Annotated in this window: 21 protein-coding genes; 12 read left to right on the top strand and 9 right to left on the bottom strand. The window is 41.7% G+C overall.

From position 1 onward, the window contains the following. Positions 1 to 35: 35 nt before the first annotated feature. The 4 genes from ACSX1H_RS06905 to galE form a co-directional block, all read right to left on the bottom strand. Entirely contained in the window at positions 36 to 1,853 is a 1,818-nt protein-coding gene (locus ACSX1H_RS06905) for a methyl-accepting chemotaxis protein (protein ID WP_439183108.1), read from the bottom strand. A 390-nt stretch (positions 1,854 to 2,243) separates the two neighbouring features. Continuing rightward, positions 2,244 to 3,296: a dTDP-glucose 4,6-dehydratase gene (gene rfbB / locus ACSX1H_RS06900; RefSeq protein ID WP_439183107.1), complete on the bottom strand. Its 1,053-nt coding sequence runs from the start codon at positions 3,294 to 3,296 to the stop codon at positions 2,244 to 2,246. Between the two features lie 119 nt (positions 3,297 to 3,415). After that, positions 3,416 to 3,802 (bottom strand): hypothetical protein, encoded by a 387-nt coding sequence (locus ACSX1H_RS06895; protein ID WP_439183106.1) that lies wholly within the window; start codon positions 3,800 to 3,802, stop codon positions 3,416 to 3,418. Positions 3,803 to 4,275: 473 nt separating this feature from the next. Then, on the bottom strand, positions 4,276 to 5,304 hold the full coding sequence (gene galE / locus ACSX1H_RS06890) for a UDP-glucose 4-epimerase GalE (protein ID WP_439183105.1): 1,029 nt from the start codon (positions 5,302 to 5,304) through the stop codon (positions 4,276 to 4,278). A 456-nt stretch (positions 5,305 to 5,760) separates the two neighbouring features. On the opposite strand from galE, the gene ACSX1H_RS06885 reads away from it, so the two are divergent. Next, complete coding sequence (locus ACSX1H_RS06885; RefSeq protein ID WP_439183104.1) at positions 5,761 to 6,666, top strand: HU domain-containing protein; 906 nt, start codon at positions 5,761 to 5,763, stop codon at positions 6,664 to 6,666. Between the two features lie 92 nt (positions 6,667 to 6,758). On the opposite strand, the gene ACSX1H_RS06880 is transcribed toward ACSX1H_RS06885, so the two are convergent. After that, a complete protein-coding gene (locus tag ACSX1H_RS06880; RefSeq protein ID WP_439183103.1) occupies positions 6,759 to 7,985 on the bottom strand; it encodes a dipeptidase in 1,227 nt (408 codons plus the stop codon). Between the two features lie 470 nt (positions 7,986 to 8,455). Between ACSX1H_RS06880 and ACSX1H_RS06875 the strand changes: the two genes are divergently transcribed. The 10 genes from ACSX1H_RS06875 (at position 8,456) to ACSX1H_RS06830 (ending at position 19,232) form a co-directional block, all read left to right on the top strand. Continuing rightward, on the top strand, positions 8,456 to 8,803 hold the full coding sequence (locus tag ACSX1H_RS06875; protein WP_439183102.1) for a hypothetical protein: 348 nt from the start codon (positions 8,456 to 8,458) through the stop codon (positions 8,801 to 8,803). Then, positions 8,800 to 9,945, top strand: a complete 1,146-nt coding sequence (locus tag ACSX1H_RS06870) for an HlyD family secretion protein (RefSeq protein WP_439183101.1) — start codon at positions 8,800 to 8,802, stop codon at positions 9,943 to 9,945. Before ACSX1H_RS06875 ends, ACSX1H_RS06870 begins: the two co-directional genes overlap by 4 nt. 31 nt (positions 9,946 to 9,976) lie before the next feature. Next, positions 9,977 to 10,297 carry a four helix bundle protein gene (locus ACSX1H_RS06865; protein WP_439183100.1) on the top strand — a complete coding sequence of 107 codons (321 nt, stop codon included), beginning with the start codon at positions 9,977 to 9,979 and terminating at the stop codon, positions 10,295 to 10,297. A gap of 57 nt (positions 10,298 to 10,354) precedes the next feature. After that, positions 10,355 to 12,523, top strand: a complete 2,169-nt coding sequence (locus tag ACSX1H_RS06860; RefSeq protein ID WP_439183099.1) for a peptidase domain-containing ABC transporter — start codon at positions 10,355 to 10,357, stop codon at positions 12,521 to 12,523. A gap of 38 nt (positions 12,524 to 12,561) precedes the next feature. Continuing rightward, a complete protein-coding gene (locus ACSX1H_RS06855) occupies positions 12,562 to 12,882 on the top strand; it encodes a hypothetical protein (protein ID WP_439183098.1) in 321 nt (106 codons plus the stop codon). A gap of 118 nt (positions 12,883 to 13,000) precedes the next feature. Then, positions 13,001 to 13,153 (top strand): class IIb bacteriocin, lactobin A/cerein 7B family, encoded by a 153-nt coding sequence (locus ACSX1H_RS06850; RefSeq protein WP_439183097.1) that lies wholly within the window; start codon positions 13,001 to 13,003, stop codon positions 13,151 to 13,153. 2 nt (positions 13,154 to 13,155) lie between these two features. Then, the gene (locus ACSX1H_RS06845) at positions 13,156 to 13,314 is read left to right on the top strand and encodes a class IIb bacteriocin, lactobin A/cerein 7B family (RefSeq protein ID WP_439183096.1); all 159 of its coding nucleotides are present in this window, start codon (positions 13,156 to 13,158) and stop codon (positions 13,312 to 13,314) included. A gap of 44 nt (positions 13,315 to 13,358) precedes the next feature. Then, positions 13,359 to 15,260, top strand: coding sequence for a carboxypeptidase-like regulatory domain-containing protein (locus ACSX1H_RS06840; RefSeq protein ID WP_439183095.1), 1,902 nt, complete (start codon positions 13,359 to 13,361; stop codon positions 15,258 to 15,260). Between the two features lie 499 nt (positions 15,261 to 15,759). Beyond that, positions 15,760 to 16,416 carry a PQLLE family protein gene (locus ACSX1H_RS06835; RefSeq protein WP_439183094.1) on the top strand — a complete coding sequence of 219 codons (657 nt, stop codon included), beginning with the start codon at positions 15,760 to 15,762 and terminating at the stop codon, positions 16,414 to 16,416. A 917-nt stretch (positions 16,417 to 17,333) separates the two neighbouring features. Further along, on the top strand, positions 17,334 to 19,232 hold the full coding sequence (locus ACSX1H_RS06830) for a methyl-accepting chemotaxis protein (RefSeq protein ID WP_439183093.1): 1,899 nt from the start codon (positions 17,334 to 17,336) through the stop codon (positions 19,230 to 19,232). Between the two features lie 261 nt (positions 19,233 to 19,493). On the opposite strand, the gene ACSX1H_RS06825 is transcribed toward ACSX1H_RS06830, so the two are convergent. Next, complete coding sequence (locus ACSX1H_RS06825) at positions 19,494 to 20,300, bottom strand: hypothetical protein (protein WP_439183092.1); 807 nt, start codon at positions 20,298 to 20,300, stop codon at positions 19,494 to 19,496. Positions 20,301 to 20,618: 318 nt separating this feature from the next. Between ACSX1H_RS06825 and ACSX1H_RS06820 the strand changes: the two genes are divergently transcribed. After that, positions 20,619 to 22,433, top strand: a complete 1,815-nt coding sequence (locus tag ACSX1H_RS06820; protein ID WP_439183091.1) for an AMP-dependent synthetase/ligase — start codon at positions 20,619 to 20,621, stop codon at positions 22,431 to 22,433. Positions 22,434 to 22,507: 74 nt separating this feature from the next. Here the strand turns inward: ACSX1H_RS06820 and ACSX1H_RS06815 are convergent, their stop codons facing one another. The 3 genes from ACSX1H_RS06815 to ACSX1H_RS06805 form a co-directional block, all read right to left on the bottom strand. Then, complete coding sequence (locus tag ACSX1H_RS06815; protein ID WP_439183090.1) at positions 22,508 to 23,086, bottom strand: DUF2179 domain-containing protein; 579 nt, start codon at positions 23,084 to 23,086, stop codon at positions 22,508 to 22,510. A gap of 226 nt (positions 23,087 to 23,312) precedes the next feature. Then, complete coding sequence (gene pgi, locus ACSX1H_RS06810) at positions 23,313 to 24,962, bottom strand: glucose-6-phosphate isomerase (RefSeq protein WP_439183089.1); 1,650 nt, start codon at positions 24,960 to 24,962, stop codon at positions 23,313 to 23,315. A 111-nt stretch (positions 24,963 to 25,073) separates the two neighbouring features. Then, complete coding sequence (locus ACSX1H_RS06805) at positions 25,074 to 26,069, bottom strand: NAD(P)H-dependent glycerol-3-phosphate dehydrogenase (protein ID WP_439183088.1); 996 nt, start codon at positions 26,067 to 26,069, stop codon at positions 25,074 to 25,076.

The following is a 26,069-nucleotide window of genomic DNA, read 5'->3' as shown; positions in this document are numbered from 1 at the left end:
GAACGGCAGGTTTTTTTTGATATTTAACGGGTAAACTAGTCTTTAGTTTTAAAGAAGCTGATGGCCTCATTTAGCTTTTTAACTTCTTCAAAAAAGGATTCACTTAAGGCTGATATTTTGTCGGCTGCCGAAGCATTGCCCTGCGATACACTATCAAGCTCCAGAATGGCCTTATTAACTTGCTTAGAGCCTTCGTTCTGCTCCATAGATGCGGCCGAAATTTCAGACACCAGGTTGTAGGCCTTTTGTATGTCGGGCACCAGACTGTCGAAAATAGCACCTGCCTTGGTAGCTATGTCAACACCAGCTTTGGCTTTCTCCTGTATTTCGTTGGCCGACTCGCGGCTGCGTTCGGCCAGTTTACGCACCTCGGCAGCAACAACAGCAAACCCTCTGCCTTCCTCACCGGCTCGCGCTGCCTCAACAGCTGCATTTAGTGAGAGGATATTTGTTTGCATGGCTATTTCTTCAATAATCAGCACTTTCTCTGCAATCAGTTTGGTGCCTTCAACAGCTTGCTTAACAATCTCTCCACCGGCACTGGTCTCTTTAAAGGCCTGGGACATGATGTGCTCAGTTTGTTTGGAGTTATCAGCATTTTGACTGATGTTGGCCCCCATTTCTTCCATTGAAGCGGATACTTCTTCGGTAGATGTGGCTTGCTGCATCGAACGGCTCGAAAGTTCACTGGCCGAATCGGTTAGCTTGTTGCCTCCTTCCGCAATAAGTAAAGCGGTTTGTTTAGTTTGTGAGATAACAGCCGATATTTTATCAGTCATCTTATTGAAGGTATGAGCCAACTGACCAATTTCATCCCTTCTTGCTGTTAATGACTGGTCAATATCGATGCTTAGATCCCCTTCGGCTAATAAATTGGCAACCTTGTTTATTTGTAAGATAGGTTGAGCCAGTGAGCGCGAAATGATATAAGCCAGTGCAAGCGCTATGATTAAGAAAATGGATCCAATAACCAATGTTAGGTTGCGAATGGGCCTTAGCATACTCACCAATTCGCGTGTTGGCACCAGCATTACAATTTTATGGCCGGTTTCGCCAATATTCATGTAAACAACTTCGTTGGCTTCACCGTCAATCTCATATTCGCTAACTAAGCCTTTATCGCTCGAATTAATGATTTTTTGGGATACTTTGCCTAAAACTTTATCCAGCGATGCATTAACGTCTTCACTGTCCTGTGCCAGTTTTATAACACCACTATCATCAGCCACCCATAGTTTACTGCCTGTACTGAATTTTTGTTTAGTCAATTCGTTCACCAATTCGTCAATGTTCATCCCTACACCTGCAACTCCTAAAGGTGCTTCGGCACTTCCCATGATAACGTTTATGAACAATGCCGACTGGTTGAGAACCTGGTTGTAATCAAGGTTGGATTGAACGCGAATTTGGCTGTTTTTTAAGGAATTAAAAAACCAATCGTCATCCGGATCATCTTTAGATACCACCTCTACCAGAAGATGGTCTTTTGACCAAAAGTTGTGTGTCCGGCTGTTAACCGCAAAAGCAGTAAGGTAGCCAAACTCTTCAACGGCCGCATTTATTCTGTCCAGACTGTGCGTTTTGATGTATTCATCGGTTTCGTGGCCATCGAACCACGCATTGATTGTGGGGTCGCTTGCCAGGCCAATGGATGTTTCAATGGCCTTTTCAAATGCGGCCCGCAAGTTACTTTGTGAGGCCTCCAAAAATGCGTGGAGCTGCTGTGTCCTCATGTCTTCAGTTAAGGTTTTGCTAACGGAGTAGTAAAATGTAAAACTTACCGCCGCAAGAACCATAAAAACGACCGATCCAAAAGTCAATAGAATTTTGGATTGAATGCTTCGTAGTTGCATACAACATACTTTTTTTCACCGGAGCACCCGGTATTCATAAAACACTAGAGTTGATTCCCAATTTGCAGAGATGTTGAGGTATCTGTTTTTCAACTTCCCTACAGTGGCATTCCTACGCAGCAAATAAAAAATAGTTGTACTTTTCTTAGACTAAATTTTTCGAGTATCTATTTAAGAGGAGGTTACAGTCGAATTTACTTTCAATTGCTAAATGAACATATTGTTAAAAGTAAAAAATAAGTGTTCCGGATACAGCGTCAAATCCGAGGCCGCATGTCGGCTGTTATGCGGGGTTAACAAAATAGGGCAGGGGGTGCTGACAACCCGGGTGAATAAAAACAGGGCCGTCCTATTTGAGACAGCCCTGTTTGTTCGATCATTAATAACGGCCTAGCGCTCGTTATATTGCTTTTGGTAGTAGTGTTCGTAATCACCCGATAGAATGTTATTCAGCCAATCTTCATTGTCGAGGTACCATTCCACCGTTTTTTCTATTCCTTCTTCAAACTGAAGTGACGGCACCCAACCCAATTCTTCCATTAGTTTGGTGGCGTCAATGGCATAGCGCATATCGTGGCCAGCCCGGTCTTTTACAAAGGTAATGAGTTTGGCAGATTCTCCTTTTTCGCGTCCCAATTTCTTGTCCATCACCTCGCATAGCTTGTGGATGAGGTCGATATTCGTCCACTCATTGATGCCGCCAATATTGTATGTTTCGCCATTTTTACCCTGATGATAAATTAGATCAATGGCGCGGGCATGGTCAATAACATATAACCAGTCGCGGATATTTTCACCTTTGCCATAAATCGGGATGGGCTTATTGTTTTTGATGTTGTTAATCGATAGTGGAATCAGTTTTTCAGGAAACTGATTGGGGCCATAGTTGTTTGAGCAGTTGGAGATAACCACCGGCAAGCCATATGTGTGATGGTAAGCACGCACTAAATGGTCGGAGCTGGCTTTTGATGATGAGTAAGGGCTGCGTGGATCATAGGCAGTTGTTTCGGTAAACAAGCCAGTGGTTCCCAGTGAGCCATATACCTCGTCTGTTGAGATGTGGTAGAACAGGTGTTGATCCATGTTCTCCTGCCAGCTCGTTTTAGCCGCATTCAGCAGGTTAACTGTTCCCAGGATATTGGTTTTGATAAAAGCTAAAGGATCAGAAATGGAGCGGTCAACATGCGACTCGGCGGCGAGATGAATCACTCCGTCAAAGCCATGTTCTGCAAATAGGGCGCTCATCTGCTCGGCATCGGTAATGTCGGCCTTAATAAAGGTGTAGTTACTTTTATTTTCGATGTCTTTCAGGTTTTCAAGGTTGCCCGCATAGGTTAAGGCATCCAGATTGTAAATGTGGTAGTCGGAATATTTTTCAACGAACAAACGTACCACGTGTGACCCAATAAATCCGGCTCCTCCGGTAATCAATAGCTTTTTCATAAATTATTGTATTATGATGTGCGACAAATGTATCAAGAAGTTTTTCAAGATACAAAAGTTGCATGGAAGCAAAAAAAAGCCCCGGTTAAGGAGCTTTTTGATAGATTTTCCGGGAGCTATTATTTGTAATAGGCATCCTTCATGCAAATGATGTAGCAATAAATAAAAAAGGCGTTAATTAGTAGTGGGATGATACTTAATGAGACTACATTACCAATAGTCCCGATTGCTGTGAGCACTAGAGCTACAATTACGGCCCACTTCTGCCCTTTGAAGAATCCTAGAGTTATAAATATGTACAGGATCAAAAAAGGAATCAAAACAACTGCGATAATCGTTGTGCTGAAACCTGCCAGCATAGCCAGGCCGGCATCTTCCAAAGCGGCCGCTATAAATGTGCCTCCAAATATCAGTGCTATAACAGCCATGAATCCGAACACTACTCCAATTGCATTTAACACGCCCATTACTGTTCCTTGCCAGGGGCGTTGTACACTCATTTCCATAGATTTGTTTTTAATGGTTAGAAATCTTGTGCCTCAGCACGTTGATATAAAAAATATGAATAAATATAGTAGAAACATATAAGAGGCAGTTAGCTAGAGGATATTATTTTGATAAGTTAAGGTGTTTTGTTGGTAAACGGTCTAAATGCAACAAGGGCCTGGTTTCGTGATGAAAGCCAAGCCCTTGTTTATGTTTACTGGAAATACTTTACTCGGCAGCAGGCACTGCTTCGGCAACCTCGTTATTGGTTGGTTTAATTCTTTTAAATAGGTACCGGGTGATGTAAATGCCATTTTTTTTATTGTATATAATATGTTTTCGGCAAAAGGGAAGAGATATTAAGGGAAATCTTTTAGTGCATCGAAATGGAAATTAGATGCCTGTTGCTTCAGATTATACCTGAATGGATCAAAAAAAGCTGCCAGTGTATGCACTAACAGCTTTTTTTGATGTCTTTAAAAAGAGAGGTGGTTTATTGGATGCCTCTTACCTGTTTTTCCCAGGCCCAGGCCGAAGCCAATGTTTCTTCGAGTGTTTTTTCTGCTTTCCAGCCTAATTCATTGTTACCATAACTCGTATCTGCCCATATTTTTTCAATATCGCCTGCGCGTCGGTCAACAATTTTATACTTCAGGTCCACACCCGTTACCTTGATAAAGGCTTTTACAAGCTGCATAACTGAGTAGCCAGATCCGGTGCCAACATTAAAATACTCGTAGTTGGCCTTTGATTGACCATTTAGCATGCGGTCAATGGCTACAACGTGCGCTTTGGCCAAATCGACTACGTTGATGTAATCGCGGATAGCAGTACCATCTTCGGTATCATAATTTTCTCCGAAGATACTCAGCTCCTCGCGAAGGCCAGCTGCTGTTTGGGTGATAAATGGAACCAGGTTGTTGGGTACACCAACTGGTAGTTCGCCAATTAAGGCGCTTGGGTGAGCCCCAATAGGGTTAAAATAGCGAAGAGCAATGCAGTTGATGCTTTCGTTAGCTGTGCAATAATCGCGCATGATGTCCTCGCAAATTGCTTTTGTGTTGCCATAAGGCGACTCAGCCTCTTTTCGTGGGGTTTGCTCGGTAACTGGTAAAACATCCGGTTGGCCGTATACTGTGCACGACGACGAAAATACCATGTGCGGCACACTGTACTTCTTCATGCATTCCAGCAGGTTCATTAACGATACCAGGTTGTTGCGGTAATATTCCAGTGGTTTTTGTACCGATTCGCCAACAGCTTTGTAGGCCGCAAAATGAATAATGGCCTCAATGTTGGGATACTTCTGAAAGAAGTTGTCTGTTAAGTCTCGCTCTGATAAATTAAAGTTTTCAAAGGCCGGACGAATACCTGAGATTTTCTCAATATTGTCCAGTACTTCAATTTTTGAATTGGACAGGTTATCAACTATAACCACGTCGAAACCTTTCTCCTGCAATTCAACCACGGTGTGTGATCCGATGTAACCTGTTCCTCCGGTTACTAGAATTTGCTTTGCCATTAGTGTAGCTTTCTTTTTTAACCTGAATGTCTATCAGGTTGAACTTACAAGCAGTTGGCGAGTACTTACGTTTAAGTGCAAATCCGTCATCTGCTTGTTCGTTTCATAGTTAAACGAGCTTCAAAAGTAAGAAATCGTTTGAAATGTTGGGTTTGTATACTTCTCTTATTTATGGCCGGTGTTCTTAATAAAAGTTAATTACCGGCTTGATTATCACTTGTCGCCGACACTTCACGATACAAGCTTATAAATCGGGGTGAGCAGATGTGCGGTTAATATAATTACTTATTCACATTAATATCTTGGGTTTTTGGTCTCTTATTTAGTAACTTAGAGTGGTCTGAATACTGATGTGGTTGATAACTGGCATGGATATAAACCTGTTATCAACAAATAATAAACAAATGTTGAAAGAAAGTTAATATTCTCACTCGCCTTTTTGTTAATTTTGCAATTATGACAACAGTTGCCCAACAAATATCGAATTTACTTTTTACGCATGAGTGCGTAATCATTCCTAATTTAGGAGCTTTTGTATCGAGTCCCGTCAGTGCGTCTCGTGATACCGAAAAAAACCTGTTTTTACCTCCCTCAAAAGAGATTGGTTTTAACAGGAGCTTATCGCATAACGATGGCTTACTAATTAGTACCCTTGCCCAACAAAATGGAATTAGCTATGGCAAAGCCAAAGTGATGGTTGAAGAGTTTGTGACTAACACTTTAGCTAAAGTTGATAAGGGTGAGCAAGTGGTTGTAGAAAAGGTAGGTACTTTAAAGAAAGATGCCCTCGGGTACATGCAGTTTGTTGCCGATGCTTCTGAAGTATACCTAACAGAGGCTTATGGCTTATCTTCTTTTCATTTTACACCTGTTGTTAGGCCACAAAGTACATCCATTGAAAACCGTCAGGTGCGTCGCCTGCTACAGCCGGTAGGATTAAAACAAATAGCTGCTTCAGTAGCCATACTGATTGGTCTGTTTGCTATTTCTCAAAGTGCAGAAAACCCTGTGCGCACCAAGAATATGGATACAGCTAGTGCCTTGCCATTTTTGTTACCCGAAGTAAAAGAGGAAGCCGCATACGTGCCACAGGCCGAAGAATTTGAGGCAGCCCCTGCTGTTATTGACGAAAATGTGTACTATTTGGTGGCAGGCAGCTTTAAAACTGATAGTCAGGCGCAGCGTTTTCTAAAAATAGTGAAAGAAATGGGAGAGGAGCAGGCCTTTGTGTTAACCAGTCCTAATAAGCGTTTCCGGGTGGCAATCAATGGTTATTCACAAAAGGAAGCCGCTTTGGCTGATATGGCAAGCTACCGTCAAAAGGAAGATTTTAAAACAGTTTGGGTGCTGACACAAAAGTAAAAGGAAAGTTTGTACTGAAATAACGAGGCTGTTGAGGACAAGAAGGTCCTTTGCAGCCTCTTTTTTATTCTGCATCAACCTATAGCGTCTATTTATAAAGATGCCCGGTCGTAGTCGGCAGCCTTGGCTTCCACCTCTTTAAAGACCCTGAGGAAATTACCGCCCCATATTTTTGCAATATCTGATTTAGAGTAGCCACGTCGTGCCAGCTCTTCCGTTATTTTTGGGAAATCACTCACGTCGGCACAATCACTAAGGCCGCCACCGCCATCAAAGTCCGAGCCGATTCCTACATAGTCTACTCCTACAAGGTTCACCACGTAATCAATGTGGTCAACAGCATCAGCTATAGAGGGTAATACCGGCGGATAGAGCTCGTTTAGTTGTCGCCATTCAGCCCAGGCTTGTTGGCGCTCTTCCTCGTTCGAATAGTTCCAATTGTTGTACTTAAGGCGTAATTCTTCATGCTTCTGATAGTTGAGCGAGGTGGTGTCTTCGGGTTGGATGTATGCTCCCAGTATGCATATTTGAATTACGCCACCCTTAGCGGCCAGTGTTTTAATCATGCTATCGTCCATGTTGCGGGGGTGATTGCACAGGGCACGTACTGATGAGTGGGAGGCGATAACAGGTGATGTGCTTAAAGCCATCACATCGTAAAATGCTTTGTCAGAGATGTGTGATACATCAATAAGCATCCCCAGTCGGTTCATTTCCTTAACCACCTCTTTGCCAAATTCGCTGAGCCCATGGTGCTCTGGACCGTTTGGGTCGGTCGATGAATCGCATATGGCGTTATTCTCACTGTGCGACAGAGTGATGTAGCGAACACCTCTGTTATAGAATTCTTGTACATGATTAATATTTTCACTGAGAGGAAAACCATTTTCCATACCCAGATAAATTGCTTTTTTACCTTCTTGTTCCAGCTCAATGACATCGTCAGTTGTGTAGGCTAGTTCAGCAATGTGTTCGTGGGCTTTTATAGCTTTTTCAGTGGAGTCAATCAATTGATGCGCCATATGATAGGCCAGGGAGCTGTTAGTGGGGGTTCGCTGGCGCTGATTGGTGAAAATGGCAAAGAAGATGGCATCAAGTCCACCCTGCTTCATGCGGGGCAGATCAACCCGGCTGGTAGGTGCTTCGTTTAGGCTTCCAATGTCAAAGTTATTCCGCAGAAATTGCATGGGAGTATCAACATGTGTGTCGATGGTAATGGCTTGTTCGTGTGCTTTTTTAGGGTCGGTGGGCTTGAGCAGGCATGCGTTGAAGGTGAGTGCAATAAAAAAAAATACGATTGAAGTATTTACTATTTTCATGATAAGAGATGTATTAAACCAATAAAGTTGGTTGTTAATACGGACAAAATCAAATTTTGTTTAACAATTGCACCTTTGTCAAACTCTATTGTTGGTGAAGGTGGATTCGCGATGGATTGCTGTTAGTCAAAATATGGAGCACTTTAATCAGCAAAAACCATTAATTAATCATTAATTTAAATATTGATAACGTGCTAAAACGGCGTTTAAAAAATTAAATAAGTGTTTATTAGGTTCACTAGAATGAGGCCTGGTAGTTAATATTTGTGCTTGATGTAGCAACAATTATGAAAAGAGAATGGGGACTGGCCCGGTGATGGCATAGTTAATTAATCTCTAAAAAATGCATGTTAATCCTTGTTTTTCAAAGGTTCATCAATAAGAAGTCATTTCACCTCCTAAAAAGGTGTTACGTTTTCGATTACCTGCAATTAACTAATATAGGTTCATCATTTATTAATTTTTTTGATATGAAAATATTTAAGGAAGTTGAAATGTTAAAAAGAATGTTCGAGTTAATTAATAAAAGACAAACAGGAAACTCTGAATCTTTTCATAAGAAGCTTGGAATCTCCAGAAGTAAACTCTACAACTTAATTGATGAATTAAAGCAGAAAGGGATAGATGTTGAGTATGATAAGAGAATAAAATCATTCTATTTAAAGGAGGATGTATGTGTTGTGGTTGATGAACCCCTGCGCATTATTGATAAAGATAAGTTAAGAAGTGTAAGTGGTGGCTTTTTGTGTTATTCCATTTTTTTGGACAAACCCATGGCTATATTTGACACTGCCAAAACACTTAACCTTAACTTATGAAACAGATCTTTCCTCCTGAAATTGCTGTGCATTCGATCGAAGCACATTTTCAAAGACATAGTCAACGGTTTCGATGGGTTTATGTATTCTTATTAACCATGATAATTATTGCGATAATTGTATTACCCTTCATAAGTATTGAACTTACTACTCAGGGTAGGGGTATAATAAGAACACCTGTTGAAAACAGCCAGATTCAAAGTTTCTTGGCGGGACAAGTATTAAGTTGTCATCTGTCGGAAGGTTGTCAGGTACTTATGGGCGATACATTGGTAGAGTTGCGTGCTGATCATTTGACCGAACAAATTGAATTATCAAAAAAACAATTGAAAGAAAAAGAACTCTTTATTGAGGAGCTTAGTTTACTGATAAGTGGCTTAAATGAATTTAAAACAAGCAGGTATAGATTGGAATACACTCAGTATTATGCCAAAGTACAGGAGTTAAGTATTAATAGTAATATTCTGAAAAAAGAGTATGAAATTGCTAGGTCGCTGTACCACGATAATGTCACGCCGGAAATGGAATACCTTCAAAAGAAGAGTAATTATGATGCTGCAGTATCTCAACTGGAAGTTTATAAACGCCAATCACTAAATAACTGGCAGTCTGAAAAAACCAGGCTCGTGCAGGAGTGTGTCAGCTTAAGATCTTCAATAAACAGGCTTAAAAAGGAATGTGAGCAATATATCATTACAGCACCAATTGCAGGAACCATATCAGCTCCGGCAGGCGTGCAGGTAGGTAGTTTTATTACACCAGGCCAAACTCTGGCAACTATCTCGCCAGATGAGCACTTGATTGCAGAGTGTTATATCCATCCCAAGGATATTGGTTTTATAAAGCAGGGTCAGGAGGTGCGATTACAGCTGGATGCTTATAACTATAATCAATGGGGGTTGCTAATAGGTGAAGTTATTGCTGTTGCTGATGATATAGTAGTAATTAATAATCAGCCTGTGTTTAAGGTAAGAGCTACTTTACCGGCTAATTACCTGGAATTAAAATCAGGGCATAGAGGCCATTTGATGAAAGGAATGACCCTTACAGGGCGCTTTGTCTTGACCAATCGTACGCTTTACCAATTATTGTTTGATAAAGTTGATGACTGGATGAATCCCAAATTAGTTAAGAACCAATAGTGAATAGTGATGAGTTAAAAGTGAAGAAGAAATGAAAAAGCAAAGCGCATTACGCGATAAGAGTTACCTGTTTGCGATTAAGATTGTAGAATTGGCACGGGAACTGCAAAGCTTGAAAGAGTTTGTATTGAGCCGGCATGTACTTAGAAGTGGATCAGCTGTAGGTGCATTGACTCGTGAAGCTGAGTTTGCCCAAAGTAAAGCTGATTTTATCCATAAAATGAGTATCTCACTCAAAGAAGCCAACGAAACTTATTATTGGCTTACCTCTTATTTGATACTGATTACATCGCTGAAACCAAGTTTGTTAGGCTCCACTATCAGAACCACCAAAGCCAACTTTAATTCTTAACTATTCACTTTTCACTCTTAATTCATCACTCTCAGTTCTTAACCTTTAACTTAACCTATGAAAATAAAACAACGCGATATCACCGATTGTGGGGCAGCCTGCCTGGCGTCCATCGCTTCACATTATAAATTGAAATTACCGGTTTCGAGAATACGTCAATTGGCAGGTACCGATAAGAAGGGCACTAATGTGCTTGGCTTGATTAAGGCGGCCGAAAAAATGGGTTTTACTGCCAAGGGGGTTAAAGGTGGTATTGATGCATTACCCAAAATACCACTACCCGCTATTGCGCATGTTATCGTAAAAGAAGTTTTGCAGCATTATGTGGTTATTTATAAAGTAAGTGCAACCCATGTGGAATATATGGATCCCGGTGATGGACAGATGCACAAAGTATTACTGGCTGAATTTGAGAAGCAATGGACCGGTGTGTTGGTTTTGTTTGCGCCCAATGATGATTTTGTATCCCGTAACGAGAAGGTGTCCAACTTCAGGCGCTTTGTCTTTTTGTTACAGCCACATAAAAGTATGCTTCTTCAGGCTTTGGTGGGAGCTATTTTATATACCATACTGGGACTGTCAACATCCATCTATATTCAAAAGATAACCGATTATGTATTGGTAGATGGGAATACCAAGCTACTCAATCTATTAAGTGTGGGCATGTTGGTGATTCTCCTCTTTCAGATATTTATAGGTGGTGCGAAAACCATTCTGATGTTACGAACCGGGCAGCTGATTGATGCACGCCTGATACTGGGTTATTATAAGCACTTACTGCGCTTGCCACAGCGTTTCTTTGATACGATGCGTGTGGGCGAGATCATTTCGCGCATTAACGATGCGGTTAAAATCAGGGCGTTTATCAATGATACGGCTGTTAGTTTGGTGGTGAATGTGTTTATTGTGCTGTTCTCGTTTGGCTTGATGTTTATTTATAGCTGGAAGCTGGCCTTGATTATGGCCGTAGTGATACCGCTTTATGCTCTGATCTATTTTATTACCAATAAGCTTAATAAAAAACAGGAACGCAAAGTAATGGAGCATGCGGCTGAGCTGGAAAGCCAATTGGTTGAATCGCTCAATTCGGTGCGTACCATCAAGCAGTTTGGACTGGAAGATTTTACCAATGTAAAAACCGAGGTGCGTTTTATTACCTTGTTAAAAACGGTCTATAAATCGGGACTTAACTCCATCTTTTCCGGTAACTCATCGGAGTTTCTAAGCAGGGTATTTACCATTATTTTGCTTTGGGTTGGTTCCTATTTTGTCATCGACCAAAGTATTACCCCCGGAGAACTGCTATCGTTTTATGCCATTATTGGTTATTTTACCTCGCCTGCAGCCGGTTTAATAGGGATGAACAAAACAGTGCAGAATGCCCTGATTGCCGCCGACCGTTTATTTGAGATTATGGATCTGGAACGGGAGTCGGAAGAGAATAAAATTGAGCTTCGTAAGGAGTTGTTGGGTGATATCAAATATGAAAACGTGTCGTTTAGCTATGGCACGCGGGTGGATGTATTTGAAGATTTCAGTCTTACCATTCCTAAAGGCCGGTTAACAGCCATTATTGGCGAGAGTGGCTCGGGGAAGACGACCCTGGCAGCTCTTATACAGAAACTTTACCCACTCAACAAAGGAAGCATCTCCATTGGGCAGCACAACATCAATTATTTTAGTAACGATAGCCTGCGACAGCTGGTGGCCAGTGTGCCTCAAAAACTCGATTTATTTGCCGGCAATGTGGTGGAAAACATTGCGGTGGGTGAGTTTAATCCGGATATGGAACGTGTATTGGAGGTGTGCAACCAGCTGGGGATTCTGAAATTTATTGAAGGCTTACCCAATGGTTTCAATACCTATCTGGGCGAGAACGGTGCCAGCCTTAGTGGCGGGCAAAAGCAACGCCTGGCCATTGCCCGTGCCTTGTACCGCCATCCGGAGGTGCTGATTCTGGATGAAGCCACTTCGTCGCTCGACTCCGAATCGGAAAGCCATGTGCAGGCAGCCATTGAGAATCTGAAACAGCAGGGCAAAACCATTGTGGTAATAGCTCACCGTCTCAGTACGGTAATGAATGCCGATAAAATAGTGGTGCTTGAAGATGGACAACTCATAGAAGAAGGCACGCATTATCAATTGTTTGAACAGCAAGGAAAATATTATAAGATGTGGCAGAAGCAGATGCCGGTGTTAAGTGAAGAACGACGAGTGATAAGTTAAGAATTAATAGTTAAAACGGGCACTTAAAATTTAACCATATGATACTAGTACCAACGCTTGAAAGACTTAAACAGATTAATGAATTGATTAAGTCAAAATCAACAGGAAAGCCAAAAGAGTTCTCTAAGAAAATAGGTATTTCTGAAAGTCACCTTTACCGCTGTATAAATGAAATAAAGGAAATGGGGGCACCCATTAAATTTTGTCGCAAACGGGACTCCTATTACTATGACAAACCCTTTGAGATTAAGGTCAACTATTCTATTGAATTAATTACAGAAGAAGAAAGCAAACAAATAAAAGCGGGATTTCAATTAAAAAACACTTCTCTACTTTTTTATGAGAGTGGAGCATTTTAGTTTTACAAATGTAACGTTACAAAATACCCCGATGGACGTCCTTGCAAAACAGTTCCACCGGGGCGCTGGCCACAGCCGGCACAAAATTAATTATTTTATAAACTTAAATTTTGTGAAAATGAAAAATTTAAATGAGTTAGGCGTTCAGGAGATGGATGCTTTAGAAATGAAGCATGTTGATGGAGGAGCTATACCAGTAGCAATTCTTGGAATTTATTTTGGAGTCGGAGTAGCAATAGGATGGTTTTCAATAAGAAAAAAAAATAGGTAGTTATGAATACATTAGATTTAAATATCAAGGAATTGAGTCAGGATGAGCTTACTTCTTATAATGGTGGAGAAATTCTAACGGCTTTGGCAATAGGCATTGCAGTGGGTGCTATTGCTGCTATATTTGCCAATAGACGTGACAAAAGAAGAGCTGAGCAATAATTTAATTTAGCCAGTCAAGTAATGACTGGCTATAATTATTATAAATGAGAAAGATTCTTATATCGACTGTTTTATTTAGTTTTATTAGCTTCTTGTATGCGCAAGATGATATTTGTCGAGGACAAATTATTAATGAAAGTAGCCTTGTTGTTCCATTTGTCAACATCAGTATCAAAAATACCTGCCTGGGCACCGTGTCTGATGCCAACGGAAACTACAAGCTGATTGTGCCAGAATACTATGCGGATGTCACCATCTGCTTTAGCTGCATCGGCTACGAATCGAAAGAAATTAGCGTTGTCCAACTCAGAAACAATTCAGATGTGATGCTTAGTAAAGCCAATGTGCAACTGTCGGAAGTTACCATTATGCCCGATAGCACCCTACGCAGCTTTTTGAGAAAGGCTTATGAGAAGATACCTGAGAATTACCCGGCTTACCCAACGCAATACGAAGCATTTTATCGGGAAGGGATTCAGAATGAACGTAAACAATATATACGATTGGTTGAAGCCATCACCAGGGCCAACAAGTCGAGTTACAAAAATGCACAATCGGGCACGGTGCAGCTGGTTGAGTCACGCAAATACATCGATGCTGACAGCAGCCAATCCTTTCCCATAAGTTTTTACGGCGGGCCGCATTTTATTCATGAGATGGATTGTGTTAAAGAGCGCAATGCTTTTCTAAAACCCCATAACGATTATGAATACACCTACGAGGGGCTAACGGCATATAATGGTGAAGAGGTGCATCAGGTAAGCTTTGCACCCAAGGCCGGAAGCAATAAAACAATCATGGGTACCATGTTTATCCATGTACCTACCTTGAGCTATCTGCGTTTTGATCTCCGGTTAACGGAGCAGGGACTAAAAAACCGGTTTGAAGGCTTATTTATACCTGGTTATGGCTTGAAGTCATTAAACAAAACTTACGTAATCAATTATCAGTTACGCGATAGTGTGTGTATGCTCCAATCCATTTTCGAAAATGAAAAAATAGAAACCAAAAATGGGGATATATTCTACTCCCCGTTAGAAATGGTGATTACCAATAGCAAAACAGCCAATATTGCCGCTATTCCTTTCAATAGTCAGATGCAGGTCACTTATGTACCCGATAGGGAAGCCACAGATTATTTGGAGAGTGATTGGAAGGATTATAATACCTTGTCCAAAGTTGAAGTGGTTGATACGCTTGTGGCAAAGCAACTCTTTAACAACAGGCATCAGCCTGCACACAAAAAAGGTCAACTTGGCAACTTTTTAAGAAAACTTGAAGTGTCCTATAAAATCGCTTATCAGCCATATCAACTCACATCAGGCGTGCGGCATTTAACTTATGGGGAGGCCATTTATGGACAAAACCTGCATGATGCCGGTACAACGCTGACATTAGATATGTTAATAGCCTATAAGTTGTCACTACGAATAAATATAGGATATATTGTAGAAGCGGGTTGGAGTGATACTAATCTTCAGGAAAAGCACGGTCCGCAAATTGCCTATAAGCTTCCCCTGAAAACCATGGGGAATAACCTGTTTCTAGAACCTCAAATAGCGTATGTGTGGCATCAATTTGGCCGGTCGGTGGGGATTCAGCAATTTGACAACGACTTTTCGTTTGGGGGCAAAACCTTTAAGAACAAAAAGGTGCAGGCCTTACCAGGGATTAAACACCATGGTCTGCAAGCAGGTGGTAATTTGTTGTACCAGCTATCGCCCATGTTTTATCTCGATGTTAATGCCAGCTATTATATGCCGGTTGCCACAGATGAGGTGCTGTTTATGAAGGAGAAATCAGGCTTTTTTCTCACTCGAAAAACAGCACATGAACCATTGGATGAAACAGAAGGCATACTCAGAATTGATGGTGTGGCAACGCAAAAAAGTGGAGCAACTTACGATAATTGGTCGATGTCTATTGGCTTAAGAATGATGTTTTAAAATATGAAACGCCGCTGCTGCGCGAATCCTTTAGCGTTGAGATTACACAAACGAAATCCCTATCCCGACAAAATCAGTTTATTAACCGACAATATGAATTCCCGGCAATGCCCAATCAATTATCCTACTTGCAAAATGATTCTGCGATGCGATAAAATGAATTTTTGAGCTGACAAAGTTGATAATGGTGTCGATAAAGTCATTAATCGACCCGATAAAATGAATGCTTCCAAAGACAAACTCATAGTTCGCTTCGATAAAATGGTTAGTTATCCCGCCAACATGGATAGTCAAAGCATTCTAATGAAAAATTTGGGTGCTGAGCCATTGTGATGACGTAAGTATTTGCTCTGTTAAACTATGCTGTTGTTTCCTGCTGCTATCAATAGGTTTGTTATTTTGGGTGATGTATTTGATATAAAGTGGCTTATTATATGTGAAATAATGATATATTAGTTATTCTTTTAATTAACCAAATATTAACTGTAAACACTAATTCATGTCAAATTTCCAAAAACTGTCGGTTGACGAAAAAATTACCGATGTAGAGAAACGCTTCAACAACGTTAAAAACAGTGAAGAAATAATGAGTCTGCTAACGGTCTTTAATATTGATGGGGCTTATCTGGACGAAGGCTTGCAAACTGTCACTAATGCGCGTGATGCCAGCAATACTCAAAAGAAGGAATACAGCGAGCAGTACAACGCCACCAACGAGCGCGACAGTCAATTCGACGAGGTGGAAGATACCTACAAAAAGACTGAAGGGATTGCCCGAATCGTTTTGGCAAATAATGATTTAAATACTTCGCTTAAAATTGGCTTACCCTTGCCAGTCAAAATCAATGCCGGCATCGAACGCATTCGTTCGTTTTATGATGGCGTGCTGGGCGATGAACAGCTGCTGACTTTAATGGGCCGGTATAACAGAGGCGCTGAAGTATTGCAGGCCGAGCAGACTAAGTTAATAGAGTTAATTGAGCTGCAGGCCAGGCAGCAAAAAGAAGCGGGCGAAGCACAACGTGCCACCCAGTTGCGCAACGACGCTGTTGAACAAATGATAGCCCGTAACAGGGAGCTAATCGCCTTGTTGAAATTGGCCCTGGGCAAACGCAACGACCTGCTCGAAGTGGCAGGTGTATTGGTTAGAAATTAATAACGACCTCAAAATAGAAGATATTCCACACAAAGGACGCACAATATAAAAAAATCGCAGGAACGCAAAGGTCTGAAGATTAAACATTCATCTTAGTGTGCTTGGTGTTAATATTAGCGCGAGCCTGCATCTTTGTCCCCTCTTTTCATCTGTTATTGTTTGGTTTAGCAGCCAAAGCCCTGACCATTCTATTCGTTTTTGGATAGTGGCTCATCTAAAAGGTTGTTTAGTCATTTTACTGGGTTTAAATTCAGTCATCATTTGCGTGCAGCGATAAAACTGAGGCGAGATTAGCAGACCAAAAATGTGTTGATGGATTTCGGGAGTAATCGGACCTCGACCATTAAAGAAGGCCTTTTATTAAAGGACTCTATTGCTTTGCCTTTAAAGAAAATATTTGGCAGGCAAGTATAGAACTGGAAACAAAAAATGATTCTAGTATTACCTGTACCCACTCTTCGGTGTTTTGGAGTCTTGTAAAAAGTCAATCGTTTATAACCGAAATGATGGGCTGTTTACTGTTGAGATGTCTGCTTTGGTTCTTGTCTTTAGTGGATTCGGGTGTTTGTAATCGCGTTTTCTATATGAACAGCATATTTTTCAGGTATGCTGCTTGCTTAAATAGTTGTTTGTAAGCGTTTAAGATATGCCTGGATTTGGGGATTCGCTACAATAAATTGGCTGTAAGGAGCATGGAGGAGGTTAGAAGCATTTTGTCACTTCGAACATTCAACTTTAAAAATTTATTCGGTGTAGGTTTGATAATCATTAACTGATAATCATATGATTATATTATCATCACTACAATGCGATGTCGTGGCAGCTATCATTTTAACATATTTTGATAATCTTTCTTGTCTAACTCCCGTATACAGCCTGTCTATATCCAATTAACTAATATTAGAAACAACCAACAGATGTTCAAAGAAAAGATAAACATAAAAGGTAAGTTGTCGAATAAATCCAGTAAAAAGTCTATTGCTAAGGTTATTACCAATAATGCAATTATATTATTTAGTATTTCAACTTTAGTGATACTTTCAGTAGTGCTCTATTTCTTTCATAAAGAAATCATGTACAGCAGTACTACTTATGGGGAACTATCGCTCAAAAATGCTGCTTTGAGTATGGAACACCATTTGTCTACCCAATATGTGCTGACTGATGAGTTAACCAATACCTTTAATTACCATTTAAATTCTGATGACCGGGATCATACTACCGAACATTTTGTGGTTGATTATCTGGAAAAATTAATGAAGCGTGCCGAAGGCGTAGACGCAGTTTTTGCTATTATGGAGCCCAATACGCTCAGTGGGCAAGGCGAGGAGATGACGACTTATCACGATGAAGATGGTCGTTTTACACCTGTTATTACCAAGGCTTTCACTGGTAAGCTCTATATCATTAATCACGAGTATTACACAAAGCCCAAAACCACACTTAAGTCGTTTGTATCGAATCCGTTTAACTATACATTTAATGGCGAAACAAAGAGTTACTATAGCATTTCCTTTCCGTTAATTGTCGACTCTGAGTTCAAAGGTGTAATTGGTTGCATGATTGATTTGAATACACTAATTGATGAAAGCAAAAAAATAAGCATTTATGGTGGCAATGCATCAGTAGCAGTATTAGATAATAACGGTAATTACTTAACGCACAGTGTGTCGCCTGAATTAATAGGGAAAAACTTGAGTGAGAATTGCGTTAATCCAGAAGAGCGCTTAGACAACCTGCGCAATGGCCGCATTGATAACTGGTTTGAAGGAGCAGTGGGTGGTATCACCAACCCTATCAGAATTAATGAACACCAGCTGCCGTGGCAATTACAGTCCAAGGTGCATGGTAAGTTCGTTTTTACTAACGTGATAGACGCTGCTTATTGGATAATCCCTATTATCATCACCTGTATTGGTCTGTTTTTGGTGGTGATACGCTGGATGATCAATAAGGATATTCGACCTTTGGCTCAACTCAGTGAGGTGAGTGAAACCATTGCTAATGGTGACTTAACACAAACCGTAGAAGTAAAGTCGGAAAATGAAATTGGGGTCTTGGCAAAAAGCTTCCAGCTGATGACTGACAACCTTCGCAGATTTATCAGCGATGTGCAAATGAGTGTTGATCATATCAACAATGCGGCTCAGCAGGTGAGTAGCAGCAGTCATACACTTAGTTCATCAACCACTGAACAGGCAAGTGTTAGCGAAGAAATAAGCTGTAACATGGAGGAAATGACCGCCAGCGTTCAGCAAAATGCGTCCCAAAGCAGAGAGTTTAGAGTCGCTGCCAACGATACGGCTCAAAAAATGGATACCATTAAAGAGGAAGCTGAAGTGGCGACCAAGCTACAGGAAGAAGTAGCCTCACAGGTAAAGGTAATTAATGAAATTGCTCAAAATATTAAAATATTGGCCTTGAATGCTTCGGTTGAGGCCGCCCGTGCAGGTGAACATGGCAAAGGCTTTGCAGTGGTGGCACGCGAAGTGCAGAAGTTGAGTGAGACCACAACAATTTCATCCGCCCAGATAAACGAAAAGATAAAACAGAGTGCGCAGTCAGCTATGCAAACCACCAGCTTGATTAATGAAATCAGTCCAATGCTGATGAAGCTTAACGACGGCAGCGTAGAAATTGATTCTGCCTCTCAGGAGCAGGCCCAAAATATTCAGCAGGTAACCAGCGCTGCACAGGTGTTTAACAATACCACCCAAGGCAATGCCGCATCCGCTGAAGAATTAGCCAGTACATCAGAAGAGTTGAGTACACAGGCCGAACGATTGGCAGACATGGTAAAGCGCTTTAAAATATAAAGAATCCTTGTTAGCTTTGCCGGGTGTAAGATAATGGGTGCCGCCTTATTTTATGCCCGGCATTTTTTTGTTTAGTCATGATTTAGTGCTTATTCGCTTAAAAGGAGTGCTGTTTTTCAAAACTTGCCTTGTAAAATGATTCGCTTGTAAGCAAACCGATATGGGCCGAGCCTGAAGCATTTTTAGCGTTAGATTACTATTTCAGAGTTTGATGGCCGGCATTAAACAAATACGCGGCATTTCCTTCAAAAGCATTTTATCCTACCTCAGCTGTATGTGAATATGGTCATCGTGCCGCACTGAATGGCAGCCCTGAAAACGAATCTTCTTACTTTGCAGTCTTAGGCGTTCTTTAAGGTGAGGCTCCAAAAACACTTTATCAACCGCTTCATCTTGGGTAAGCGCATCCATCAATGCTTTGGTGCCTTTTTCTGAGAAGCGGAGCTCGCCATTGATGCTGCCAAGGGTCATGTATTTGGGTGCATCATACATTGTAAAGCCAGCTGTGAGGCAGGTTTTATAATGGTTAATTTCTCCACTGCGGGGTTCCTCAAACACGCCGTAGCCACTTACTGATTTGGAAGCATCAATGATGTGACCCTGCTCATCTTCGTAAACCAGGCTAAAATCCACTTTCTTGCCATCGTTGTGGCTAAGGTGTGGGAGCAGTGGAAATCCATCAATTAAGGGGAAGTTCGCATCCAGATAACGCATTTTTACTTGAGGGTGGGAGTGCATCAGCTTGTCCGAAACGGTTTTTAGGTAGGTATTCACTTCAGACCTTACGTAGTTGCGATTCATCAATATGGTCATGTAGTTAGCCGGATGCAGGTTGTCGTAATGAGTAATGCGTTCGCGGTGAAAAAGTTTGGCCAGCATGGGGACTGTAACAAATGTGCCCAGACTATAAATCACCAAAAAAGCCGCCAGGCCTTTTAAAGGGAAAGAGATTTTGATGCGCCTGCTAAAAATAAACGACATCAGGTACACAACGCCGCCAATTTGTGTTAGTAAAGTGAGAATTATGAACACAAATGTATGCAGCAGTATCTTGCAGTTTTTCCCCATAACTGATTTAGGCTGTTTACAACGCAATATAGTATTATTATTTTAAACGCTAGAAATGCCGCCAAAGGAGCTTGCACAAATCAGTTGTAAGCAAAAGGGGTCGAAGTAAATTTGAGCACTTCTCAAGGGCCTGCGTTGAGACCATTTTTTAGGAAGATACCAAGGAGCAATTTGAGTGAAGTTTGTTTTATTGGTTTCTTTATTCAAATGGGTTATATGCTCTAATTATCAGTCGTCTATGGCATTGCTTAGCTGATTTTAAAAAAATTATATCTTTGTTCGCTGAGTTTGAGTGGAATTATCCAGTAATTAAGTTTTATGGAGATTAAAAGGACGTTTGACTTGCTTGCCCAGCTTAAGCAGGAAAGCAGCAAAGAAGATATACTATGCGCCAAGCGCAATGGCGACTGGGTGCAGTTTAGCGTAAAAGAATACAGCGAGCAGGCCAAATTGTTTGCCTACGGATTGTTGGCTAAAGGCTTTCAAAAAGGCGATAAGATAGCCACCGTTTCCAATAACCGTCCGGAGTGGAATTTTGTCGACATGGGCATGTCCATGATTGGGGTGGTTCATGTACCCATCTACCCAACCATTTCGGATGAGGAGTATAAATATATTCTGGAGCATAGTGATGCCCGCATGCTCATTGTGTCTGATATCATTTTGTATAAGCGCCTAAAAGAAATTAGTGATACCATTGATAGTATTGAGGAAATCTATACGTTTAACGACATAAAGGAGGCCTCTAACTGGAGCGAGATAACAGAAATGGGTCAGCAAGAGCGCATTAAGCGTAAAGATGAGTTTATTGCTATTCGGGCTGGTATTTCTGAGGATGATTTGGTGTCCATCATCTATACATCCGGCACTACCGGAAACCCCAAAGGGGTGATGCTGAGTCATAAAAACTTTTTGAGTAACATGAAGGATGCCCTTCAACGTTACCCGCTCAATCCGGGCGACCGGGTCCTCAGTTTTTTGCCGCTGTGCCATGTTTATGAGCGCATGATCAACTACCTGTATCAGGCAACAGGCTGCAGTATTTATTATGCGGAGAACTTAGGAACCATTGCACGTGATCTTAAGGAGATAAAAGCAAATGCCTTTATAACAGTGCCTCGCGTCATTGAGCGTATTTACGATAAGCTGGTTTCCAAAGGCAATGATTTGTCAGGAATTCAAAAGCTTATTTTCTTTTGGGCCATGCGGTTGGGCGAACGCTATCGCACCAACGGTAATAACTATCCTTTGTATGCAGTTAAGCTGAAGCTGGCCCGTAAACTGGTGTTTTCTAAGTGGCAAAAGGCGTTTGGAGGTCAGCTACGTTTTGTGGTAAGTGGCGGCGCTGCCTTGCAACCCCGTTTGAGCCGTTTGTTCTTTGCCGCCGGTATTCCTTTGATGGAAGGCTACGGATTAACCGAAACATCGCCCGTTTTGGCATCCAACTACATTAAGGATAGCGGTAACCTCATGATTGGCACTGTCGGTACTGTGTTCGACAGCGTGGAGCTTCGCCTCGATGATGATGGTGAAATTCTCGCCAAAGGGCCCAATATTATGTTGGGCTATTATAAAGATGAAAAAACTACGGCTGAAGTCATTGATAAAGATGGCTGGTTCCATACCGGCGATATCGGTACTTTGGTAAAAGGGAAGTTTCTGAAGATTACGGATCGCAAGAAGGAAATGTTCAAATTATCAAACGGGAAGTACATTGCGCCACAGGCTATTGAGAACTTGCTGAAGGAATCTGATTTTATTGAGCAGTCGATTATTGTGGGAGAGAGTGAGAAGTTTGCCGGCGCTATTTTGGCTCCTAACTTCGAATACCTGCATATGTGGGCGCACGATCATAAGGTCCATTTTCGCGACAATCAGGAGCTGATAAAGGATGAAAAAGTTCTTGCTGTTTACCGTAAAGAGGTGATGCGCTATAATAAGATGATTGGCAAGCATGAAGAGATCAAGCGCTTCAGGCTCGTGCATGAAGACTGGACATCTGCCAGTGGTGAACTATCACCCACCTTAAAGTTACGGCGCCGGGTTATCTATCGGAAATACGCCGACATCCTTCGTGAGATGTATGCCTATGGAGATAACGAAGAAAATAAAGGCTCTATCAAGTTCAATTAGGCCATTAAAAATTATAGAAAACGCCTGTAGATGCTTCTTCAGGCGTTTTTTATTGGATTTTAACAGCGGTCACTTTACTTCCCCTTCCTTAACGGGAAAGGGTTTCTTTGCGCCATAGGCCGGTTTCTGAAAACCCCCGAATTGGCCAGGCGAATATCTTCAAGGGTGTAGAAGGCTTTAGGATTGAATTTTTTAATAATCTGAGTCACTTCTGAAATGTCCTTTCTTTTTAGTACACAGTAAATAACGTTTACTTGTCCCTTGCTGCCAAAGGCATTCATGTAGGTAACTCCGTAGCCCAGTTCTGTCAGGTTCTGGATTAATTCAGCGCCCGATTTTTGGGTGGTTATTCGAATATTCACAAAACCAAGAGCCAGTCGCTCCTCTATTTTCAAACCCACATAGTTGCCCATGGCGAAACCGCCGGCATAGGCAATAAAATACAGCCAGTTGTCAAGGTTCTCAAAAACTTTAGTCATGGCCAGCAGCCAGATGAGTATCTCAAAAAAGCCCAATATTGGGGCGAGGAGTTTCAAGCCTTTTGAGATAAATACAATGCGCAAGGTTCCTATTGTGACATCGGCTACTCTGGATAGGAATATCAACAGGGGAATTGCAATGTAGGTAACGGTAAAACTATCAATGGCCGGCATGATGGTATCTTATTGTTGTTAGTTAAACAATTCAGGCAGATAGTTAATCTGACTGTATACATTGAAAATAATAAAAATACGGGACTGCATGTTCCCGGATTCACAAAATATTGATTTTTTAGTCAGTTGGAGGGAGCAAAAATAAAGGCTTTGGATGAACTTCCAAAGCCTTCGAATTCTATTAATGATAGCAAGCCTTAATTATTCAGCACCGAGGCGCTTAGGCTTACTGTTTCATGCTTTTATAGGCATTAACCAAACCATTGGTTGAGGCATCGTGCGATGTTACTTGCTCAGTGTTCAACAGTTCCGGTAAAATGGCATTGGCCAACTGTTTGCCCAACTCAACACCCCATTGGTCGAAACTGTAAATATTCCAGATAATGCCCTGCACGAAAATTTTGTGCTCATACATAGCAATTAAAGCACCCAATGTTCGTGGGTTTAGCTCTTTCATCAGGATGGAGTTAGTGGGAATGTTACCCAGGAACACCTTGTAAGGCAGTAATGCTTTGATTTCGTCTTCTGACTTGCCAGCGGCCTTCAATTCCTCGGTAACTTGCTCTTCTGTTTTACCCACCATCATAGCTTCAGTTTGTGCAAAAAAGTTAGCCAGTAATTTTGGATGGTGGTCGCTTAAAGGATTATGGCTTTTAGCTGTGGCCATAAAATCACAAGGAATCAGTTTTGTGCCCTGGTGAATCAGTTGGTAGAAGGCATGCTGCCCATTGGTGCCCGGCTCACCCCAAAGGATTGGACCGGTTTGGTAGTTCACACGCTCCCCATTGCGGTCAACGTATTTACCGTTACTTTCCATATTACCCTGCTGGAAATAGGCCGAAAAACGGTGCATGTACTGGTCGTAAGGTAAAATGGCTTCGGTTTCGGCACCGTAGAAATTATTGTACCAGATACCGATCATGGCCAACACAACCGGTAGGTTCGTTTCAAACGCTTCCGTTTTGAAATGTTGATCCATGGCGTGGGCACCTTCCAGCAGCTCCTCAAAATTATCAAACCCAATGCCACAGGCGATACTTAAGCCGATGGCTGACCATAAGGAGTAACGGCCGCCTACCCAGTTCCAGAACTCAAACATATTCGCAGTATCGATACCAAAAGCTGCTACCGCCTCGGCATTTGTTGACAGGGCTACAAAATGCTTGGCAACGGCTGCTTCGTCCTTTGCTGCCTCCAGAAACCATGATTTAGCCGAGTTGGCATTGGTCATTGTCTCCTGTGTAGTGAAGGTTTTTGATGCTATTATAAAAAGCGTTGTTTCCGGATTCAGCACTTTCAATGCTTCGGCAATATGGGTGCCATCAACATTCGATACAAAATGCAGGTTTACGTTCTTTTTGTAGGGTTTTAAGGCCTCAGTTACCATCAGCGGACCCAAGTCAGAACCTCCAATACCAATGTTGACAATATCGGTAATAGCCTGGCCCGAATAGCCTTTCCAATCGCCTGAAATGATTTTCTCAGAGAAGGCTTTCATTTGCTCCAGCACCGCATTAACAGCTGGCATCACATCTTTGCCATCAACCAGCACAGGGGTGTTGCTGCGATTACGCAATGCTGTGTGCAGTACGGCACGCTCTTCAGTCACGTTTATTTTTTCACCAGCAAAAACGCTGTTAATGGCATCTTTTAAGCCACATTCGTCAGCCAGTTGAAACAGCAGCGACATCACTTTTTCATCGATGCGGTTTTTTGAGTAATCCAAAAGGATGTCTTCAAATTGCAATGAATACTTATTGAAGCGTTCGCCATCTTTGGCAAACAAGTCTTTCATTTGCGTGTCTTTAAACTCGGCATAATAGGCCTCAAGTTCTTTCCAGGCCTTGGTGGTGGTTGGATTAATACTTGGTAACATGTTAGTAGTATTTGTTTGTTTGTATTGATTCCTCAAATAGGCGAATAGCTTTGGGCATGTTGGACTCATTATATAGCTAAACGCAAGCAGCCAGGGGCTGGCTGCTATTACTTACCTTAAATGCTCGGTTAAAAGACGTATTTCCATCGATGGTGAGATGCGTTCATAAATGATGTTGTAGACAGCCTCCGTGATAGGCATATTTACTTTGTATTTATCATTTATTTCATGAATGCTTTTAACGGCATAGTAGCCCTCTGCAATCATCAGCATTTCCATTTGTGCGTATTTCACCGAATAGCCTTTCCCAATCATCGTACCAAACATGCGGTTGCGGCTAAACTGGGAGTAGGCGGTTACCAGTAAATCACCCAGATAAGCAGAGCTTTTGATATCACGCGTAATTGGATGAACCGTATCCACAAAACGTTTCATCTCCTGAATGGCATTTGAGATAAGGACAGCCTGAAAGTTATCGCCGTAACCCAATCCATGGCAGATACCCGAGGCAACCGCCATAATGTTTTTCAATACGGCAGAGTACTCGGTTCCATAAATATCATCGGAGATGGTAGTCATGATGTATGGTGTTCTCAGGAAGTTGGCAAAAGCCCGTCCCTTTTTTATATCCTGGCAGGCTATTGTGAGGTAAGATAACCTCTCCAGTGCCACCTCTTCGGCATGGCAAGGACCACTGATTACACCAATTGATTCGGTTGGAACATCGTAAACCTGGTTGAAATATTGTCCAATAATCAGGTTCTCATCAGGTACCAGACCTTTAATCGCCGAAACGATGAATTTATCTTTTAAGCTCTCGGTAAGTTTTTCGAGTGCCGATTTGATAAACGCCGATGGAATGGCCAGAATGAGGATGTCTGATTCGCGTACGACCGCATTGATGTCATCAGAAAAGTTGATGCGTTCCGGCTTAAACTCAACACTGGTCAGGTAGTTAGGGTTGTGTTTACAGCGCTTAAAATCATCGATGTGCGATTGGTCGCGGAAATACCAATTGATGGATGGAACATTATTCAATAGCATTTTAGCAATAGCAGTTGCCCAGCTTCCGCTACCTATAATACCTACCTTAGATGATTCATCCAT

Origin of the sequence: Carboxylicivirga taeanensis, from assembly GCF_051851475.1 — a bacterium.
In the GTDB taxonomy this organism is placed as follows: Bacteria; Bacteroidota; Bacteroidia; order Bacteroidales; family Marinilabiliaceae; genus Carboxylicivirga; species Carboxylicivirga taeanensis.
This window is presented reverse-complemented; position numbering and strand designations above follow the sequence as displayed.